General features: G+C 70.9%; 18 protein-coding genes, 1 tRNA gene and 1 pseudogene. 2 read left to right on the top strand and 18 right to left on the bottom strand.

The genetic code is table 11. The features are described from left to right. Window positions 1-3: 3 nt before the first annotated feature. Complete coding sequence (locus tag U7230_RS05210) at window positions 4-405, bottom strand: Asp23/Gls24 family envelope stress response protein (RefSeq protein ID WP_324717681.1); 402 nt, start codon at window positions 403-405, stop codon at window positions 4-6. A gap of 178 nt (window positions 406-583) precedes the next feature. On the opposite strand from U7230_RS05210, the gene rpmB reads away from it, so the two are divergent. Then, window positions 584-775, top strand: a complete 192-nt coding sequence (gene rpmB / locus U7230_RS05205; protein ID WP_324717680.1) for a 50S ribosomal protein L28 — start codon at window positions 584-586, stop codon at window positions 773-775. A 13-nt stretch (window positions 776-788) separates the two neighbouring features. Here the strand turns inward: rpmB and U7230_RS05200 are convergent, their stop codons facing one another. From U7230_RS05200 to U7230_RS15390, 7 genes and pseudogenes are all read right to left on the bottom strand, one after another. Continuing rightward, window positions 789-1,310, bottom strand: a complete 522-nt coding sequence (locus tag U7230_RS05200) for a hypothetical protein (protein WP_324717679.1) — start codon at window positions 1,308-1,310, stop codon at window positions 789-791. A 474-nt stretch (window positions 1,311-1,784) separates the two neighbouring features. Then, window positions 1,785-2,510, bottom strand: coding sequence for a ribulose-phosphate 3-epimerase (rpe, locus tag U7230_RS05195; protein WP_324717678.1), 726 nt, complete (start codon window positions 2,508-2,510; stop codon window positions 1,785-1,787). Beyond that, window positions 2,507-3,457, bottom strand: coding sequence for a ribosome small subunit-dependent GTPase A (gene rsgA, locus U7230_RS05190; RefSeq protein ID WP_324717677.1), 951 nt, complete (start codon window positions 3,455-3,457; stop codon window positions 2,507-2,509). The genes rpe and rsgA overlap by 4 nt, the downstream gene beginning before the upstream one ends. Before the next feature lie 16 nt (window positions 3,458-3,473). Further along, window positions 3,474-5,708 carry a Stk1 family PASTA domain-containing Ser/Thr kinase gene (pknB, locus tag U7230_RS05185; RefSeq protein ID WP_324717676.1) on the bottom strand — a complete coding sequence of 745 codons (2,235 nt, stop codon included), beginning with the start codon at window positions 5,706-5,708 and terminating at the stop codon, window positions 3,474-3,476. Continuing rightward, window positions 5,705-6,433: a PP2C family protein-serine/threonine phosphatase gene (locus U7230_RS05180; protein WP_324718186.1), complete on the bottom strand. Its 729-nt coding sequence runs from the start codon at window positions 6,431-6,433 to the stop codon at window positions 5,705-5,707. Before U7230_RS05180 ends, pknB begins: the two co-directional genes overlap by 4 nt. Window positions 6,434-6,454: 21 nt before the next feature. Beyond that, window positions 6,455-6,823: a hypothetical protein gene (locus U7230_RS05175; protein ID WP_324717675.1), complete on the bottom strand. Its 369-nt coding sequence runs from the start codon at window positions 6,821-6,823 to the stop codon at window positions 6,455-6,457. A 76-nt stretch (window positions 6,824-6,899) separates the two neighbouring features. After that, window positions 6,900-7,496, bottom strand: a pseudogene (locus tag U7230_RS15390) (radical SAM protein); the annotation flags it as partial. A 220-nt stretch (window positions 7,497-7,716) separates the two neighbouring features. Here U7230_RS15390 and U7230_RS05165 point away from each other — a divergent pair. After that, a tRNA-Pro gene (locus tag U7230_RS05165) sits at window positions 7,717-7,794 on the top strand. A 23-nt stretch (window positions 7,795-7,817) separates the two neighbouring features. On the opposite strand, the gene spo0A is transcribed toward U7230_RS05165, so the two are convergent. The 10 genes from spo0A to U7230_RS05115 all read right to left on the bottom strand — a co-directional run bounded on the left by spo0A (window position 7,818) and on the right by U7230_RS05115 (window position 18,839). Further along, window positions 7,818-8,663 (bottom strand): sporulation transcription factor Spo0A, encoded by an 846-nt coding sequence (spo0A, locus tag U7230_RS05160; RefSeq protein WP_324717673.1) that lies wholly within the window; start codon window positions 8,661-8,663, stop codon window positions 7,818-7,820. A 169-nt stretch (window positions 8,664-8,832) separates the two neighbouring features. Further along, on the bottom strand, window positions 8,833-10,194 hold the full coding sequence (gene rsmB, locus U7230_RS05155) for a 16S rRNA (cytosine(967)-C(5))-methyltransferase RsmB (RefSeq protein WP_324717672.1): 1,362 nt from the start codon (window positions 10,192-10,194) through the stop codon (window positions 8,833-8,835). After that, window positions 10,187-11,122: a methionyl-tRNA formyltransferase gene (gene fmt / locus U7230_RS05150; protein WP_324718185.1), complete on the bottom strand. Its 936-nt coding sequence runs from the start codon at window positions 11,120-11,122 to the stop codon at window positions 10,187-10,189. The genes rsmB and fmt overlap by 8 nt, the downstream gene beginning before the upstream one ends. Window positions 11,123-11,127: 5 nt before the next feature. Next, window positions 11,128-11,691 (bottom strand): peptide deformylase, encoded by a 564-nt coding sequence (gene def / locus U7230_RS05145; RefSeq protein WP_324717671.1) that lies wholly within the window; start codon window positions 11,689-11,691, stop codon window positions 11,128-11,130. Window positions 11,692-11,827: 136 nt separating this feature from the next. Then, window positions 11,828-13,852 carry a replication restart helicase PriA gene (priA, locus tag U7230_RS05140; protein ID WP_324717670.1) on the bottom strand — a complete coding sequence of 675 codons (2,025 nt, stop codon included), beginning with the start codon at window positions 13,850-13,852 and terminating at the stop codon, window positions 11,828-11,830. A gap of 22 nt (window positions 13,853-13,874) precedes the next feature. Beyond that, window positions 13,875-14,093, bottom strand: coding sequence for a DNA-directed RNA polymerase subunit omega (gene rpoZ / locus U7230_RS05135; RefSeq protein WP_324717669.1), 219 nt, complete (start codon window positions 14,091-14,093; stop codon window positions 13,875-13,877). Window positions 14,094-14,097: 4 nt separating this feature from the next. After that, the gene (gmk, locus tag U7230_RS05130; RefSeq protein ID WP_324717668.1) at window positions 14,098-14,763 is read right to left on the bottom strand and encodes a guanylate kinase; all 666 of its coding nucleotides are present in this window, start codon (window positions 14,761-14,763) and stop codon (window positions 14,098-14,100) included. Further along, window positions 14,760-15,035 (bottom strand): extracellular matrix/biofilm regulator RemA, encoded by a 276-nt coding sequence (gene remA / locus U7230_RS05125; RefSeq protein WP_324717667.1) that lies wholly within the window; start codon window positions 15,033-15,035, stop codon window positions 14,760-14,762. The genes gmk and remA overlap by 4 nt, the downstream gene beginning before the upstream one ends. Window positions 15,036-15,047: 12 nt before the next feature. Beyond that, window positions 15,048-16,007: a YicC/YloC family endoribonuclease gene (locus U7230_RS05120; RefSeq protein WP_324717666.1), complete on the bottom strand. Its 960-nt coding sequence runs from the start codon at window positions 16,005-16,007 to the stop codon at window positions 15,048-15,050. Between the two features lie 33 nt (window positions 16,008-16,040). Then, entirely contained in the window at window positions 16,041-18,839 is a 2,799-nt protein-coding gene (locus U7230_RS05115) for a cation-translocating P-type ATPase (RefSeq protein ID WP_324717665.1), read from the bottom strand. Window positions 18,840-18,946: the final 107 nt, after the last annotated feature.

Genomic DNA, 18,946 nt, shown 5'->3' with positions numbered 1-18,946 from the left:
TCGTCATACCCTCCGCGTGGAACTCTCGGAATGCCTGCGCCGGCGGTCGCCCTCGCCCACCCGTACACCCTGGACGTGGACGTTGATCTGCCCTACCTCGAGCCCCGAAATCTGCTCCAGGCGGTGCTTGACCTGCTGCATCACGTTGCGGGCGACCTGGAAGATGTTGACGCCGTACTCCACCATCACGAAGAGGTTGACGACGATCACGTCGTCCTCCAGTCGGACCTCGACGCCGCGATGGACGTTTTCCAGCCCCAGCAGCTCGGCAATCCCGTCCGGCACGCTGCGAGCGGCCACGCCGACGATCCCGTAGCACTCCCGGGCCGCGTATCCTGCGACAGCGGACAAAGCCTCCTCCGCGATCCGGATGCTGCCGAGCTCGTTGGTCAGCGTCACCGCCATGCCCTGTGCCCCCTCGCTGCCCCATCATACCAGAGGCAGGGCCCCTGGGTTATTCCCCGCTGGCCCCGGCCTTCCTTTTCCTGGACCATCCCGCCCTTTTCGTGGTGTTGTGGCGGGCCTTCGGCCGTGGTAGAATGCGGCCTGGTCTGGTCGTCGCAGGAGGAGGGAGGGTCTGGCCGTGGCCAGAGTTTGCCGGATTTGTGGCAAGGGAGCACAGACGGGCTTCAACGTGAGCAAGTCGTACCGCCATACCCACCGGCGCTGGATGCCCAACCTGCACCGCCGGCGGATCGTGGTGGAGGGCCGGGTGGAGCGCGCCTACATTTGCACCCGGTGCCTGAAGAAGGGCAAGGTGCAGCTCGCCGTCTGAGGGACGGGAGCGCTCACGCCCTGGCCCGCAGGCGCACGCGGGGGATCATCAGCTCGGCCGCCAGGCGGCTGACCGTGTCGTGTTGCTCCGGCGCGCCCGAGCCGGCCAGGTCCACAGGGACGAACCGGACCTCCGGAGGCTCCGGGCCCGGGATCCAGAGGTCGCGAGGGTCGGGCCGGGGCTCTCGGGTCACCACCACCAGCCGATCGAAGCAGCCCCCCAACTCGGATAGCCAGGCCGTCCACGGCCGTCCGGCGCAGACCGCGGCGATCACCATCTGGGCACGCCGGGCCTCGGCGTGCACCCGCCTGCGCAGGGAGGGCGTCACGGGAGCCCCGGCGACGACGCCCGCGCGTGGGGCCTGCGGATGGCCCAGGAGGGCCACACGCAGGCCGGCACCCGTGAGCACCGCCGCCATGCGATAGGCGAGCCACAAAGCCTGCGGCCGCAACCATCCTTCGGCCGCCACCACGGCCACCGTCTGGCCCCGGATCTCCCGGGGCAATCCCGGATTGGCCCCCGCCGTCGACGCCATCGCCGTCCGCCTCCCTCTCGCCTTCAGGGGATCCGGAGCCCCGCGACGCGCGCTTTTTGGGACACTCGAGGCCGGTGTGCGGTGTTTTCGATGGATCGTTTGCCTGACTTTCGCTACCCCGTCGACCGGACTCCACGGGTGGGAGAGGATATGAACGTGCGGGTCGCTGTCTTGCGGCACGGTTGGAAAACCATGCAACGCCCTGCTGTCCGGGCCGGCTCGGTACGCCCTCCGGCTTGCCGCCAGGAGACGCCCCTCGACGGCCCCTGCTCTCCATCCACCACCCCCCGCCCCGGCGAGCGGTCGAAGATTGCGATCGTCGTGCGTCGCGGGGCTCCTGGGCCCTACGATACCGCGGCGAGAGGTGGTAAGCAACACTAACGCCCCACCCAAAACAACGACGGCGAACGCTGCGAGGGCATCCCGGGAGGTTAGTGCCACTTTACACGCCCTGCCGGGCCGACAGGGCATCTCTCATGCTCCCGCGCGCCCCGACCCTCCCGCCTCGGGGCCCGCCGCCGGGAACCCCGCGACCGCGCCGCTCACGCGGCGCAGCCGGGTCACCGCGCCGGCCGGGTCGTCGTCCTTGAACACGAAGGTGCCGGCCACCAGCACCGTCGCCCCGGCTTGCACGAGGGCGGGAGCGGTCTTGTCATCGACTCCTCCGTCGACCTCGACGTCGCACGAGAGCTGGCGCTCTTCCAGCAGGCGGCGCACGGCCTCCACCTTGCGCACCATCTGGGGGATGAAGTGCTGCCCGCCGAAGCCGGGGTTGACCGTCATGACCAGCACGAGGTCGGCCAGTTCGACCACGTAGTCGAGGGCCTCCACCGGCGTGCCCGGATTGAGCGCGACCCCCGCCCGCAAGCCCAGTTCCCGGATGTGCCTGAGGAGACGGTCCAGGTGGTGGGTCGCCTCCACGTGCACGGTGAGATGGTTGGCTCCCGCCCGGGCGAACGCTTCGACCATGGATTCCGGTGACTCCACCATGAGGTGGACGTCCAGGGGCAACGACGTGACGTGCCGCAGGGCGGCAACGACCACCGGGCCGACGGTCAGGTTGGGCACGAAGTGGCCGTCCATGACGTCGACGTGCAGCCAGTCCGCGTTGGGCACCCGGCTCACCGAATCGGCCAGCCGGGCGAAGTCGGCCGCCAACAACGAGGGCGCGATACGCACCCGGGGTAACGGGGGAGTCATGAGTAGCGGCGCACCTCCATGGCCAGCACCTCGTCGATCAGGCGGCGATAGTGCTGGTAACGATGTTTCGAAACCCGGCCCTCCTCGACGGCCCGGGCAACGGCGCAGCCCTCCTCGCCCCGGTGCAGGCAGCTCTCTCCGAACTGGCACCGGTCCGCCCACCGGCCGATATCGGGCATCCATCGGTCGAGGTCACGGGAGCCGATGCCGACCAGGTCGAGGCGGGAAAAGCCGGGCGTGTCGGCCAGGAGCCCCCCTCCCGGCAGGGGGAGGAGCCGGACCACCCGGGTCGTGTGGCGGCCCCCGCCGATGCGGGCGGCCATCTCGCCCACCTCCGCCCCGGCCGCCGGCACCAGCGCGTTGAGGATGGAGGACTTGCCGGCGCCCGACGGCCCGCTGAGCGTGCTCACGTGACCGGTCAGCAGCCCGGCCAGCTCCTCCATCCCCTGGCCCGTGCGGGCGCTCACCAGCACCACCGGATAGCCCACCTGCCGGTACCGCTCGGCCCACGCCCCGGCCTGCCCCTCGTCGTCCAGGTCGACTTTGTTGATGCAGACCACCGAGCAAAGACCGGCCGCCTCCCCCAGCACGAGCACCCTGTCCAGCAAGAAAAAGTCCGGGTGGTCGACCGGCACGACGGCCACGAGACGGGTCACGTTGGCAAGGGGCGGCCGCGCCAGGCACGTGACGCGGGGCCCCACCTCTTCGACCACACCCCGCCCGTCGGCCAGCAGCCGCACCTTGACCCGATCTCCGGTGAGCACGGGGCCCCGCTTGCGCACGTTGCCCCGCAGCGTGGCCAGCACCACGTCTCCGGACGGAAGCTGCACGTCGTAGAAGCCCGAGCGGCGGGAGACCACCATGCCGTCGACGGTGCCCTCACGCTTCGCCAGCGGGCGCACCGTCGCTCCGCCCTCCTCCTCGGACGGCTTGCGTGCTCGCGCCATACGGCCTACCGGCTCCTCACGGCCCGTCCTGGGGGAAGGGCGCCTCCTCCACCATCGCGCCGCCGATGTACACCTGGAACCGGGCGGAAGGCCCTCGCCCGCGCACCCGTTCGGCCAGGTAGCTGCCCCCCGCCACCGTCCGCCGGAAGACCTCCTTGGCCCCGAAGTCGTCGATGACGAGGATGACCACCTCCTGGTCCTTGCCGGGGGGCACCTGGATCCCCACCTCGGCCGTCCGCCACTTGCCCGACGGAGCGCTCGTCGCAGCAGCCGGGCCCGTCCCGCCCGCAGCCCCCGGAGCCTGTCCCTGCGCCGGGCTGCTCGGGCCCGCCGGGCCGGAGGCACCGTCACCCGGAGGCGGGGCCGAGGCCGAGCCGGGCGAGGGCGTCGCCTGCGGCGCCGCTCCCCCGGAAGCGCCCGGGGCAGAGGGCAGTACCGGTGCGGCCCCGCCGCCCTCCTGGGCGGTCGGAGGCGGTCCCTGGCTGTAGATGACGTCCACGCTCCACCCTTGCTCGACCTGGCTGCCCGGCGCGGGGTCTTGATCGACCACCGCCCCCGACGGGTACTGCTGGTTGTACTCGGCCCACGTGTTGCCGATCTGCAAGCCCAGCGCTTCCAGGCGCCGGCGGGCGTCGTCGAGGGGCAATCCCGTCAGGTCGGGGATGGTCACGGTGGCCGGCGGCTGCTCGCCCCGGCTCACCACCAGGTTGACCGGACGCCCCTTCTCGAGCTGCGTGTTGGGCTCGGGGTCCTGGGTGATGACGGTGTTGGGCGGCCGGTCGGGCGCATATCCATACGTTACCTCGCCACGGGCGAATCCCTGCTGCACCAGGAGCAGCTGTGCATCCCTCAGCGACTTGCCCACCAGGTCCGGCACCACGCCGACCTCCGGGCCCAGGCTGACGGTGGCCCAGATCTTCCGGCCCTCCCGCACCCGGCGCCCCGACTCGGGATCCTGGCGGATGATCTGGCCGCTCGGCACCGAGTCGGAGTAGATCCGCTGGTCGACCCCGTAACTCAGGTGCTGCCGCTCCAGCAGCATCCGGGCTTCGGCCTCGGTACGGCCGACAATGTTGGGCACGACCACTTCCCTCGGGAACAACAAGTCGGAGAAATGCGACGCCGCCCACACCAGCCCGGCCATGAACGCCACGACGAAGGCCACCGTATAAAGACGAGACCGTCCCCTGTGCGTGCGACCGGCCGTAGGTGCATACGCCCCTTCCCTGCCCCCGGCGCCCGGCCGCGCCTCTGCTGCGGCCCTCGGCCAGGTGACGACCTGGGTGGGAGCGCCGTCCGCAGCCGCTGCGGCCGGCCGCTCGGGTTGGGTGGACCGCTCGCGACGCCTGCCCTTCTCGCCGCGCCCGGCCCCCGCTCCCTCGTGTCCCCGAGGCCGCTGCAGCAAGCTCAACAGCGGGAACTCCTCGGCCTCGGGAATCGCCCGCCTCAGCTCCTCGTACAGGGCATCGGCCGATGCGGGACGCCTGGCCGGGTCTTTGGCCAGCAGATGCATGACCGTGCGCTCGAGCTGGGGCGGCACGCCCGGGACCTGGTCCCGGATCGGCGGCACCGGGTCGTGGATCTGCCGGATGGCGACGGCGATGGGCGAGTCGGCGGTGAACGGTACGTGCCCCGTCAGCATCTCGTAGAGCACGATGCCGAGGGAGTACAGGTCGCTCGCCACGCCGATGGATTGACCCCGGGCCTGCTCGGGCGAGAAGTAGTGGACGGAGCCCAGCACCGTGCCCGAATCGGTCAGCGACGTGGCGCTCGCCGCCCGGGCAATGCCGAAGTCCGCCACCTTCACCAGGCCCTCGGTCGTGACCAGGATGTTGTGCGGTTTGATGTCCCGGTGGATGAGCCCGTGCCGGTGGGCATGCGACAGGGCCTTGGCGACCGCCAGGGTGACGGCTACCGCCGCCACCGGATCGAGGCGGGTGTGCTCTTGCAGGATTTGCTTGAGGCTCTTCCCGTCCACCAGCTCCATGACGATGTAGTGCGAACCGTTGTCCCGCCCGACGTCGAAGATCTGGACGACGTTGGGATGGGAGAGGCTCGCAGCCGCCTGCGCCTCGCGGCGGAAGCGTTCGACGAACTCCCGGTCGCCTGCGAATTGCGGCCGCAGGATCTTGACGGCCACGGGGCGGCCCAGGAGTTCGTCGACGGCCCGGTAGACCACTGCCATGCCGCCCTCTCCTACCGGGCGGATGAGGCGGTAGCGTCCCGAAGCCAGGTGCATCCTGGATGTCACGTCGGATCCACTCCCGGGGGATCCTCCTGATCGAGGTCGTTCTCCTCGATGAACGCGATCACGACGGTTACGTTGTCCGTGGAGCGGTGCTCGCAGGCACGCTGCACGAGCGCCTCGGCCGCCGCGCGGGGCGTGGCGGAGGCCCGCACGACCCGGCCGATCTCGTCAGACTCGAGACTGCCGGTGAGGCCGTCGGTGCACAGCACCAACCGGTCCCCGGGCCGGAGCGCCAGGCTCATCACGTCGACCTCGACCGGGCCGTCGCCCCCGAGCGCTCGCGTCAAGACGTGGCGGTGGGGGTGAGTGCGGGCCTCCTCCTCGGTCAGGGTGCCGTTTCGCACCAGTTCGGCGGTGACGGAGTGGTCCTGGGTGATCTGCTCGATACGCTCCCCCCGGACCAGGTAGGCCCGGCTATCGCCGACGTGCCCGATGAAGGCTCGCCCCCGCCGGATCCAGACCGCGGTCAGGGTGGTCCCCATCTCGCTCCACTCGGGATGAGAAGCCGACGCCTCCCGGATGCGGCGGTGCGCCCGTTCGAACGCTGACCGGACCTCCGCCTCACCGGCCGGCGAGGGTGCCGAGCCGTCCGTGAGGGCGGCCAGGGCCAGCCGGGCCGCGACGTCACCGCCCGCGTAGCCGCCCATCCCGTCGGCGACGGCCAGGATGTCGCCCCGGGCTACCCAAGCGTCTTCGTTGCGGGGACGTACCGTTCCCTGCTCGCTGATGGCCGCGATCTGTACGCCGGCTCACCCCCTGGACACGTTGGCCGTCACGTGGCGGGCTCCCAGCTGGCCGCAGGCGGCGTCGATCCGGCGGCCCCGAGGGCGCCGCAGCGTCACCGCGATCCCTCGCGCTTTCAAGGTGGCCCCAAATGCCTGCGCCGCCCGCTCGTCGCTGGGCTCGAAGGGGACTCCCGGCACCGGATTGTACGGGATGAGGTTGACGTGCGCCAGCATACCCTCGATCCGCCGGGCGAGCAACCGCGCCTGCGCCGGCGAGTCGTTGATGCCCGCCAGCAAGACGTATTCGAAGGAGACTCTGCGGCGGGTGGCTCGGGTGTACTCCCTCACGGCGGACAGCAACGCCTCCAGCGGCCACCGGCGGTTGAGCGGCACGAGCCGATCCCGCAAAGGCGTCGTCGGGCGCGTGCAGCGACACCGCCAGCCCCACCTGCAAGGCGGGCTCGGCGGCCAGAGCCTGGATGCCCGGCACGACGCCGGCCGTGGAGATGGTGATGCGCCGCGTGCCGATCCCGAACCCGCCGGGCCCGCGCAGAAGCTCGATCGCCTGCCGGACCACCGCGTAGCGCGCAAGCGGCTCCCCCATGCCCATGAAGACCACGTGGTTCGGCCACCGGCCCGCTACCGACCGTGCCCAGGCGACCTGGGCGGCGATCTCCCCCGGCTGCAAGTTACGCCGCAGGCCCATGCGCCCCGTGGCGCAAAACGGGCAGCCGATGGCGCAGCCCGCCTGCGAGGAGAGGCACAACGTCAGCCGGTTGCCCGCCGGGATGAGCACCGCCTCGATCTGGGCCGGAGCCGCCGCGCTCCCGCGCAGCTCGAGCAGCCCCTTGACCGTGCCGTCCGGGTCGTGCTGGAGGGCCCGGGTCTCCATCACCTGCTGCCAGGCGACCTCGGCCAGGGCGTCCCGTAGCCCTGCCGGGAGATCGGTCATGGCCCGCGGGTCGGTGACCCCGTGGCGGAAGACCCACCGGGCGACCTGGTCGGCCCGATAGCGCGACTGCCCCCATGCGACCGCGAGCGCCGCGATCTCCGCTTTCGGCCTCACCAAGCCGATCGGGAGCACCGGCCCCGCCGTCCCATCACCCTGCCAGACGCCCACGCGCGGCCCCCTATCCGCAATTGACACCTGTGCCGGCCGGGCAGTATACTGGCCCTGCCCGGCCGGCAGGACGCCACTGGGCGGCAGTCCAGGCGTGATTATACCACGCCGGGCGAGGCCCGCCGGTCGAGGGTGGCGGCACGAGGCCGACGGGCTGGCAAACAGCCGGGGCGTAGCTCAGTTTGGTTAGAGCGTGCGGTTCGGGACCGCAAGGTCGGAGGTTCAAGTCCTCTCGCCCCGACCATCCCCCGCCTCGCCTTCTCGTGTTCAGGCTGACTTGTCGAGTACCTGCCCCGCGAGGGAGTTGCCGAAGCGCACCCGGTCGACCAGTTTGGCGATGAGCAGCGAGTTGGTCGGCAACCGGTCCCGCCGTCCGCCGAGGCCTGCGAGCGTGGCCAGGAAATCACGATTGCCGTGCTCCCACGCGGCCATGATGGCGTTGCGGATGGCCGCTTCGACACCGCCCGGCGTCGTTCCATAGCGGTCCGCGAGCCTCGGGTAGATCTCCTTGGTGAGCGAACCACCCAGCATGCGGTTTTCCCGCACGACCATGAGGACGGCGTCCCGCAGGTAGATGTACCCCTTGAAATGGGCGGGTACGCCGATCTGGTGCAGCAGCACGGTCACCTGGGCTTCGGCGTCGGCGCCGGCGCGCGAAACGGAGCGCGCTCCCTGCGAAGTGGCCGCGGCGGCGGGCTCTTCGTGGGCGGCGGACTCCTGCGCCGTGCCAAACTGGCGGATGCGCTGGGCCAGCAAGTCGAGGTCGAACGGCTTGACGATGAAGTATTGAGCACCCAGCTCGGTGAAACGCTGGATGACGTCCTCTCGCCCGAAGGCGGTCACGACGATCACGGCGGGACGAAGCGGCCGCAAGGTGCCGTCGGAGTTGACCGGCTCGGCGGCACGGAGTCTTTCCATGACCGCCAGCCCGTCCAGATGGGGCATGGTGATGTCCAGCAACACCACGTCCGGGCTCAGCGCCTCGATCTTGGCCAGGGTCTCCTCCCCGTCGTAAGCCGTGCCCACGACCTCCATGTCGGGAAGGCTGTTGAGGTACTGCTCGAGCGTCTCGCAGAGTTCGATGTTGTTGTCCGCGATCAGGACTCGAACCACGCACCACTCCTCCTTCTCCTCCAACTCTTCTGCCAGGCGAAGCAGGGACGAGCAAAAGAAAAGGCCGCCCCCCACGAATCCCCTACAGAGAGTCCCCGCGGTGCGGCCGTTCGCAACGTTCGCTGTTCGCGATAATCTCTTCGAAGACCGGGACGAGCTTCCTTCCTGTTCATACGCGCCGGAGCGGCTCGAATCGGACGACAAAGAACCCGTCCGTTCGGACCTCGTGGGGCAGGAGCGTCATACCCTCTCGATCGGCGCCGGTACCTCTCGGCCCACGCCACGCGGCCATCGCCTCGACGGGCACGGCCTGCATCCCGTGCCGCTCGGCGACGTAGGCCAGGTGCTCGGTCGTCTCCTCGCGCTCGAAGGAGCAGACGCTGTAGACGAGTCGCCCGCCCGGCCGGATGAGCCCGGCCGCCGCGTCCAGGAGCTGGCGCTGCAGGCGGGCCATCTCCTCCACGTCTTCGGGTCGCCGGCGCCACCGGACGTCGGGGCGGCGGCGCACCGTGCCGAGGTCGGTACAGGGAGCATCGAGGAGTACCGCGTCCAGGCTGCCTGCGCCCAAAGGGGGGCGCCGGGCATCGGCCACGGCGAAACGAAGGGAGCGGAGTCCGAGCCTGCGGGCGTTTCGTCTCACCAGCCCCAACCGCCCGGCGTGGCGGTCGAAGGCCAGGACATGCGCCTGGTCTTCCGCCATCTCCGCAATCTGGGTCGCCTTGCCGCCCGGCGCCGAGCAAAGATCGGCCGCCGTCTCGCCCGCCACGCTCCCCACCACGAGGGCCGGCAGCATGCTCGCCTCGCTTTGCGGCGAGAAGAGCCCCTCGTCGTAGCCGGGAAGTTGCTCGAGCGACCGTCCGGGGAGGTGGATCTCGACGGCGAACGAGACCAGCGCGCCCGCCGCCGACGGGATCCCCTCCGCGGCCCAGCGCCGTTGGAGGGAAGCCGGCGTGGTACGCATCAGGTTGACCCGCACGGTGGGAGGCGACGGCTCGTTGTTGGCCCGTAAGATGGCCTCGGTGGTGGCGAGCCCGAAACGGTCGAGCCATCGCCGTACGAGCCAGCGCGGGTGGCCGTAGGTGATGGCCAACCGCTCGTCCACCGGTCCGCCGGCCGGTGCCGGCATGCCGTCGCGAGAGGCCCTCACGAGAGCCCGCAGCACCGCGTTGACGAACCCCGAGGCCTCCGGGTGGAGCCGCCGGGTCAGGCGTACGGCCAGATCCACCGCGATGGGCGGAGGCGTGGAGGTAAAGCCGATCTCATAGGCCGCCACCCGCAGCACCTGGCGAACGGGCGTATCCACGGCCGTGAGCGGCCAGGCGCTCACCCGTTGCAGCGCCCAGTCCAGGCGGGTCTTCCACCTGAGCACACCGGCCGCCAGGGCCGTCGCCCGGGCTGCCGCTCGAGCCGTCGTCGCGTGCTGGCGCAGCAAGCCCCGGAGCGCGAGGTGCAAATACGCTCCCTCATCCTCTACGCGCCCGAGGGCCAGGCTGGCCAGCCGTCGAGCCTCCAGGCTCGCTCCCTCACGCACCCAGGATCGACCCGGGCTCGAGGTGGAGCCCGTTCCAGAGCTCGAGGCCCGTCATCGACCGGCTCCCTTCGGGCTGGACCCGGGCCAGGGAGAGAACGGTACCGTCCCCGCACGCGACCCGAAGCACCCCTGCCCCCGGCTCGACGCCCAGCACCTCCCCCGGGCGCCTTCCGGTGACCGTTTGCCCGGCGACCCTCGCCTCCACGACCTTGATCAACCTGCCTTCGTGCGTCGTGAAGCACCCCGGCCACGGGTAAAACGCCCGGCACCGCCGGGCGATCCGCTCGGCGGGCTGGGTCCAGTCCACCCTCCCCTGCTCCTTTTGGAGCCTGGGAGCAAGCCGCACGCCCTCTTCGGGCTGCTCGATCGGCTGCAGGGTACCCGCCTCGAGGCGCGCCACCGCCTCCACCAGGAGCTCGGCCCCGGTCTCGGACAGCCGGTCGTGGAGCGACGCCGCCGTCTCCTCGGGGCCGATCACGGCTGCTCGCTGCAACAAGATGGGGCCGGTGTCCCAGCCCTCGTCCATCCGCATGATGGTAACGCCCGTCACCCGGTCACCCTCCAGAAGGGCCCAGGCGATGGGAGCCGCGCCGCGCCAGCGGGGGAGCAAGGAGGCGTGTACGTTGATGCACCCGTAGCGAGGAAGCCCGAGTACCTCCGCCGGGATCTTGTGGGCGTAAGCGACCACCACCAGCGCCTCGGCGCCGGTGCTCCGCAGGACCCCCGTGAGCTCATGGGGCTCGAGGTGCTCGGGCTGCCAGATCTGCAGCCCGAGCGCCTGCGCCTCCACCTTGACGGGCGGGGGCGCCGGCCGCATGCCCCTGCCTTTGGGCCGATCCGGTTGGGTCATGACCAGCGGGATGGCATGTCCCGCCCTTGCCAGCGCCCGCAGGCTCGGGACGGCAAACTCCGGGGTCCCCGCGAAGATCAGCCTCAGGCCCGATTCCCCCGCTCCGGGCGATCCGGGCCGGGGCTGCCCACCACGGCCGCCTGCCCGAGCTGCCGGGGCGGCGCGCCCTCTTCCCGGCCCGACGCCTCCCCTTCCTCTTCCTGGACGATGCGGCTCGCCCTGTCGATGAAGAGCACGCCGTCGAGGTGGTCGACTTCGTGCTGGATGATGCGGGCGAGATAGCCTTCGGCGTCGAGCTCGAGGGGGCGCCCTCGCTCGTCCAGCGCGCGGATCCGGATGCGGGCCGCCCGTTCCACGTACCCGGTCACCCCGGGGATGCTGAGGCACCCCTCGACGTCCACGTCGGAGCCTTCGGAGGTGAGGATCTCCGGGTTGATGAGCGCCATGAAGCGGTCGCCGGGATCGACCACGACGATCCGCTCCAGCACCCCCACCTGGTTGGCCGCCAGGCCCACGCCAGGCGCCTTCTCCATGGTCTCCCGCATATCCTCGATGAGCTTCCGGTGCCGCCGCGTCACCCGCTGGACGGGCTTCGCCTTCTGGCGCAGCACGGGCGCTCCGATCCGCAGGATCGGCAATACGGCCAAGCTACGTTGGTCCCTCCACAGGCGTCGCGCAGGGCGCAAAGCGCCCCCGCCGCCTCGCTCCGCCCTATTATACATGCTCCGAAAAAACGGCCCGGAACCGCCCGGAACGGAGACGACCTTTCGCCGTGACCTGCGCTCACAGGACGCTGACGGGATCGACGTCGACCGTGAACGCTTCCGGCCGGCGACGTCCCCGCCCGCCGAGCGCCTGCGTCACCGCCCCGGCAAGCTGCCGGACCTCGCCGTCGGGCCCGCGCACGACGACCTGCCAGCGGTAGCGGTCCCGGATGCGGGCGATGGGGGCCGGAGCCGGGCCGAACACCTTCACGCCCCGGCCGTGCGACGCCTCCTCCATCCGGCGCGCCAGCTCCGTGGCCCACTCCCGGGCTCTCGCCTCGTCGGGGTCGGAGGCGACCATCCGGATCAGCTGCCCGAACGGCGGATACGAGAGCCGCCGCCGGAAGGCCAGTTCCTCGGCATAAAAGCCGCGCAGGTCCCCGAGGGCGGCCGCCTGGATGCTGTGGTGATGCGGCTGAAAGGTCTGGATGACCACCGTGCCGGCCCGCTCGCCCCTGCCTGCCCGGCCGGAGACCTGGACGAGCTGCTGGAGCGTCCGTTCGGCGGCCCGGAAGTCCGGAAGGTGCAGCGTGACGTCCGCCAGGACCGCCGCCGCCAGCGTCACTCCCGGGAAATCGTGCCCTTTGGCCACCATCTGGGTGCCCACCAGGACGGCAGGCCGGCTGTTGGCGAACTCCTCCAGGATCCGCTCGTGGGAACGCCGCCTCGTGGTCGTATCCGCGTCGAGCCGCAGCACGGGCACGCCGGGGAACGCCTCGGCCAGGGCCGCCTGCACCTTTTGCGTCCCGAAGCCCACCGGGGCGACCTGCCTGCTCCCGCACCGGGGACAGATCGACGCCATCGCCGTCTCGTAGCCGCAGTAATGGCAGCGCAACCGGCCGCCGGCAGCGGTATGGTGGTAGGTCAGGCTCACGTCGCAGTGCGGGCACCGCCAGCTGTGCCCGCACTCCCGGCACGCCATGGCACCGGAGAAGCCTCGCCGGTTGACGAACAAGATGGCCTGCTCCCGCTGCTCCAGCGTCCGCTTGAGCGCCTCGTGGAGCGGGCGGCTCAGAGGCGATACCCGGCCCGTGGCGGCCAGCTCCTCTCGCAGATCCACCACGAGCACGGAGGGCATGGGACGCCCGTCGATCCGGCCGGGCATCTCGAGCAGGCCGTAATGGCCCTGGCGGGCTTGCCAGACGGACTCCATCGAGGGAGTGGCGCTACCCAGCAACACCACCGCCCCCGCGCGGCGGGCCCGCTCGATGGCCACGTCCCTGGCGTGGTAGCGCGGGGATTCGTCCTGCTTGTACGAGGACTCGTGCTCTTCGTCCAGCACGAACAGGCCTGGTCGCACCACCGGGGCGAAGACGGCGGATCGGGCGCCGATGACGACCCGGGCCTCCCCCGAGCGGACCCGCTCCCACCGCATACGGCGCTCCGTCGCCGACATCTGGCTGTGGAGCACCACGACGTCCCCGAAGCGCTGGCGGAAGACCCGCACCAGCTGGGGGGTGAGCGCAATCTCGGGCACCAGCACGACCGCCGACCGCCCGGCGGCCAGGCAAGAGGCCACCGCCTGCTCGTACACCCGGGTCTTCCCGCTGGCGGTCACGCCCCAGAGCAAGAAGACGCGGTGCTCGCCGGCCTCGAGCGCCCGCTCGATGGCGACGACCGCCGCCTCCTGGGCTCCGGTCAAGGGCGGTGCTTCCCGGCCGTCCCGCCGGGAAGCGCTCTCCGAAGAGGGCCGGCCCGGCCGGGGCCGCCGCAACGACGGGGGAGGCGCCACCACCTTGAGCGCGGCTCCGAGCGGTGCCAGATAGCGCCGGGCCATCCAGCGGGCCAGGTCCAGCGCCTCGTCGTCGCACCGGTCCGCCTCCTCGCCCACGGCAGCCACGGGCTTGAGACGGATCCCGGGCGGAGCGGCCTCGTGAGCGACGACCCAGCCCCAAACCAGCCGGCGCTGCAAGGGCACCCGTACCCGCGTGCCGGGAGGGGGCAGGCCATGCCCGGGTGGGGCCGCGTAGCTGAGGGGACGGTCGATCACTGCCTCGTCCGGGTCGATGGCGACGACGACGCTGCGGGCTGCGCCGCCAGCCACCTCCCCGGCGCCGTCAGCGCGGTTACTTGACACCGCCTTTGGCGGGGAACTCACAGATCACGCGGCCTTCCGCAATCTCGCGCAGCGCAATGGTGACCGGCTTGGTGGAGTCGATCGCAACCAGCGGGGGGGAACCCTCGAGCAGTTGCCGCGCCCGGCGGGCCGCCGCCGTCACCAGGATGTACCGGCTCCTGGCAGGGTTACGCTCCAGCATCGTCTGCAAGGATGGCTGGTTGAGCATCGTCTCACTCTTTGCCCCCAGGTTGCTCCCAGACTGCCGCGACCCGGGAAGGCCTGCACGCCTCCGCGAGGATGATGGCCTGCAGAAGCTCGCTCGCCCTCTCCAGGCTGGCGTTGACCACGACGTAGTCATAATCGGGCGCCGCTGCCATCTCTGTCAAGGCCATCTGCATGCGGCGCTCGATCGCCTCGGGCGAATCCGCCCCCCGGCGGACGAGACGCTCACGCAGCGCCTCGAGGGAAGGGGGCAGCAAGAAGACGAAGACGGCGTCCGCCAACCGGTTGGCGCGAAGCTGCCGGGCCCCCTGGATGTCGATGTCGAGCAGCACCACCTGGCCGGCCCCCACGGCCTGTTTCACGAACTCCGCCGGCGTGCCGTACCAGTGATCCCCGAAGCGGGCGTACTCCAGTAACTGGCCGGAACGCACCAGCTCGAAGAACCGCTGCTCGCTCACGAAGAAGTAGTGGTATCCGTCGATCTCCTTCGGGCGCGGTGGGCGGGTCGTGGCGGAGACCGAGTAGACCAGCTGGGGCATGCGCCGGCGCACTTCGTTGACCAGCGTGTTCTTGCCGACGCCGCCAGGGCCGGAGACGACCACCAGAAACCCACGTTTCAAGGCGTAGGGCAGTTGGCTCGTATGGGGCACCGCCAGTTCGCCCGACGTCTTCATTGCGGCTGGACGGCGGCCTCCGGCGTGGAGTCCCGGCCGCTCAAGCGATGCGCCACGGTCTCCGGCTGGACGGCGGAGAGGATGACGTGTTCGCTGTCGGTGATGATGACGGCGCGGGTGCGGCGCCCGTACGTGGCGTCGATGAGCCGTCCCCGATCCCGAGACTCCTGGATGATGCGCTTGATGGGCGCCGATTCCGGACTGACGATGGCCACGATCCGGTTGGCCGAAACGATGTTGCCGAAGCCGATATTGATGAGGCGAATTTCCACAGGACGGCCCCCCTATTCGAAGTTGAGCACTTGCTCCCGGATCTGCTCCACCAGTCCCCGCATCGCGACCAGGTGGTGCACCATCGCGGGGTCAGGCGCCTTGGCGGTCGCCGTCGAGAGCTCCCGCTCCATCTCCCGCAACAGGAACTCCATCCGCCGGCCGGGGGCCGGCTCGCCCGCCAGCTGGCGCATGTGCCAGATGTGGCTGCGCAACCGCTGGATCTCCTCGCTGATGTCGGCCCGCTCGGCCGCCAGGGCGACCTCTTGCGCGAGACGCTGCTGAAAAGCCCCACCGTCCAGAACCGGGGGCCCGGCGGCGGAGTCCGGTACCACGGCTTTGAGGAGCTCCCGGACCCGACCCGCCAAACGCTCATGGTATCCTTCCATGTAGCGAGGCAGGCTCCTCTCCACCTCGCCCAACGAGGCATCGATCGTGGACAGCCGCCGGTCCACGTCCTCCCACAGCCGGGCCCCCTCGCGACGGCGCATCCTCGCCACTTGCTCCAAAGCCTCCTGCAGCACCGGCCGCAGCAATCCCCAGACCCCTTCTTCGTCCACGGGTTGCTCTTGCACCTGGACGACCTCCGGAAGGACGAGGAGGTCGGTCAACGACAACGGCGCATCCACCCCTATCTGCTGCCGGATCCGCGTAAGCTGGTCCCAGTATTGGAGCAAGGCGGAGGCGTTGACCCGGACGGTTCGCTGGGGGTTGTCCGGCTCCTGCGCGTCCACGACGACCTCCACCCGCCCCCGGTTCAATCGCTGGGATACCAGATCCCGGATCCGGGGCTCCAGAGGTTGCCATGCGCGCGGCAGCCGGGTCACCACATCGAGGTAGCGGTGGTTGAAGGTCCGGACCTCCACCCGGACACGCCCGGACAGGCCATCCTCTTCGATGGAGGCGAACCCGGTCATGCTCGCAGGAGCCGGTGGCTCCGAGCGAGCCGCAGCCGTCTGGGATGCATCCGACAAGAGTTCGTCCGACCCCCGTCGGGGTTCATCTTATCACGAGGCACGCGCCCACGACAGCCACGCGCTGATGCGCCGCGCCCACGCGTGCAGCGTCGCGCCGAGCCGGTCAGCCAGCACCCGCAGCACGAACGTCCCCACCGATGCCCCGACGGCGAGGACCCAGGTCGTCACGTCCAGCGCCACGGTCTGGAAAAGAGGCTGCACCCTCCCGATGCTCACCACGGCCAGCTGCATGGCCAGCGAAACCCCCACGGCGCCCACGAGCACCGGCGCCGGCCAGCCGCCTCGCCCGGTACCGGCTCCCAGCCGCAACGCGTACAGGAATTGGGACAGGACGAGGGTCATGAAGGCGGCGGTACGGGCGACCGCAAGCCCGCCGCCCGACGCCATGGCCACGGCAAAGACCACCAGGGTGGTCGCCCCGATCAACAGGCCCTCCTCCGCGATCTCCTCGGCCGCGCCGCCGGCGAAGAGGCTTTCGGTGCGGGGTCGCGGCGGGCGACGCATGAGCTGGGGGGTGGGGGGCAACAGCCCCAGCGCCAGAGCCGGCAGCCCGTCGGTCACCAGGTTGACCCAGAGGATCTGCAGCGCCGTCAGGGGCACGGGAAGCCCGAGGATGCCCGCCCCCAGCATGACCAGCACTTCGCCGGCGTTGCAGCCGAGCAGGTAGCGGATGAACCGGCGGATGTTGTCGTAGATGGTCCGCCCCTCTTCGATGGCGTCCACGATGGTGGCGTAGTTGTCGTCGGAGAGCACGAGGGCGGCTGCCTGCCGGGCCACGTCCGTGCCCGTGAGGCCCATGGCCACCCCGATGTCCGCCTCCTTCAACGCCGGAGCGTCGTTGACCCCGTCCCCGGTCATGGCCACCACGTGGCCGGCCTCCCGCAGCACCCGGACCAGCCGCTTCTTGTGGGCAGGCGAGGCCCGGGCGACGACCCGGCGGCGGAGCAGGGCTTCCTTCAGATCGTGGTCGTCCATGCGGTCGATCTCGCCCCCCGTCAGCGGTTGCTCGTCCTGCTGGAGCAATCCGACCTGCAGGGCGACGGCGCGGGCGGTCGCCGGGTGATCGCCCGTGATCATGACCGTGGTGACGTGGGCCTCGCGTGCCCGTTGCAGCGCACGGGCCACGTCGGGGCGCGGCGGGTCCCGCAGCGCGACCAGCCCCAGGAAGGTCAGGTCCCGTTCCAGCGCCTGCCCCAGGGTGAAGACGTCGCTCCCGGCTGCCGGCAGAGCACGGGCGTCGGCACGGCGGGCCGCCACGGCCAGCACTCGCAGCCCGTCCGTCGCCAGCGCCTCGGCGTGGCCCAGCACCCGGGCGCGCTCGGCGTCGCTGAGAGGCCCCTCGCCGCGAGCGCCTTGCGCCCTTCGACAGCGCGCCAGTACCGCATCCGGCGATCCTTTCACGTAGACCTCTGCCTGGTAAGGCAGCGTTCCCCGGACCGCCACGCTCATCATGCGGCGATCGGCCTGGAAGGGCGCCTCTACCAGGATCGGCCAGCGTTTGCGGGTCTGGACGGGGTCGAGCCCCGCCTTGCGGGCGGCGCACACGAGGGCCGCCTCGGTGGGGTCGCCGGCCGCCTGCCACCGGCCGCCGTGGAAGGTGACGTCGGCATGGTTGCACAGCACGGAGGCCCGGAGCAGCCGGTGCAGGGGCTCGATGCCCAGGGGATCGATCGCGGCCCCGTCCATGGAGAAGGTCCCCCGGGGCTCGAATCCCTGTCCCGTTACCTCCACCCGGCCCCAGGGCGCAACGACCTGCTCCAGGGTCATCTCGTTGCGGGTGAGCGTGCCGGTCTTGTCGGCACAGATGATGCTGGCGCACCCCAGGCTCTCCACGGCGTTGAGCCGCCGCACGATCGCCCGCCTCTTGCTCATCCGCTGCACGCCCAGCGCCAGGGCCGCCGTCACCGCGGCGGGCAACCCTTCGGGGATGGCGGCCACTGCCAGGCTGATCGCGATGAGAAACATGGACAGCCATGGCTGCCCCTGGAGGATCCCGACCAGAAAGACCACGGCAACGGCCGCGGCCGAGATCCCCACGAGCCACCGGCCCAGGTGATCCAGGGCATGCTGGAGCGGAGTCGCCACCACCGGCGCCTCCGCTACCATGCGGGCGATCGTGCCGAGCTCGGTGAAGGTGCCCGTCCGGACCACGAGGGCCCGGGCGCTCCCCGCGACCACCGTGGTACCGGTGAAGACCATGTGGGACATCTCCGTCCAACCCCCGGCCCCGGGGAGGGGCCCGTCCGCCGGAGCCTTGCTCACGGGCACCGACTCCCCGGTGAGGGCCGCCTCCTCGACCATGAGCCCGAAGGCCTGGACCAGCCGTGCGTCGGCCGGGACCCGATCCCCCTCCTCCAGGAGCAGGAGATCGCCTACCACCAGCTCCCGGGCAGGGAGGTCCTCGACGCGGCCTGACCGCACGGCCCTCGCACGCGGTGCCTGCCAGCGAGAGAGTGCCGCGATGGCCTTCTCCGCCCGGTACTCCTGGGCCACGCCGAGCAGCGTGTTGAGCACGACGATGGCCACGATGGCCATCGCGTCGACTTCCTCCCCGAGCAGCCACGACAGGGCGGCCGCCCCCAGGAGCACCAGCGTCATGAACGAACCCATCTGCTCCCAAATCAGGCGCGCGAGGCCCGGGCCGCCCTCCGACGGGATCTCGTTGGCGCCGTGGCGCATCAAGATGGCCGCCGCCCGCTCCTGGGACAGCCCGTGGTGAGGATCGGACTGGAGCCTGCGGAACACTTCGGCGATGCTCAGACGTTCGGCCCCCTCCAGCAGGGAGCCCGAAGCGGCGCGGGGACTGGCGAACCGGCCTCGACGCGGCATGACGCGCGGCTTCCCCCTGACCCTCCAGCTCGTCCGCGAGCGTTGGACAGCTAAAGGTTTATGGGGAAAGCGCCCCGGTCTTTACGCAGGAAAACGTCGCTCCTGCA

It is taken from the genome of Limnochorda sp. L945t (genome assembly GCF_035593305.1).
Lineage (GTDB): Bacteria > Bacillota > Limnochordia > Limnochordales > Geochordaceae > Carboxydichorda > Carboxydichorda subterranea.
Note: the sequence above shows the minus strand (reverse complement) of the source record. Positions and strands in the feature narration are given on the sequence as shown.

Coding starts and splice junctions, on each gene's coding strand:
- U7230_RS05115 (WP_324717665.1), bottom strand. CDS start 18,839: ATGCCGCGTCGAGGCCGGTTCGCCAGTCCCCGCGCCGCTTCGGGCTCC.
- rpe (WP_324717678.1), bottom strand. CDS start 2,510: ATGACTCCCCCGTTACCCCGGGTGCGTATCGCGCCCTCGTTGTTGGCG.
- U7230_RS05210 (WP_324717681.1), bottom strand. CDS start 405: ATGGCGGTGACGCTGACCAACGAGCTCGGCAGCATCCGGATCGCGGAG.
- rsgA (WP_324717677.1), bottom strand. CDS start 3,457: ATGGCGCGAGCACGCAAGCCGTCCGAGGAGGAGGGCGGAGCGACGGTG.
- rpoZ (WP_324717669.1), bottom strand. CDS start 14,093: ATGCTCAACCAGCCATCCTTGCAGACGATGCTGGAGCGTAACCCTGCC.
- U7230_RS05200 (WP_324717679.1), bottom strand. CDS start 1,310: ATGGCGTCGACGGCGGGGGCCAATCCGGGATTGCCCCGGGAGATCCGG.
- gmk (WP_324717668.1), bottom strand. CDS start 14,763: ATGAAGACGTCGGGCGAACTGGCGGTGCCCCATACGAGCCAACTGCCC.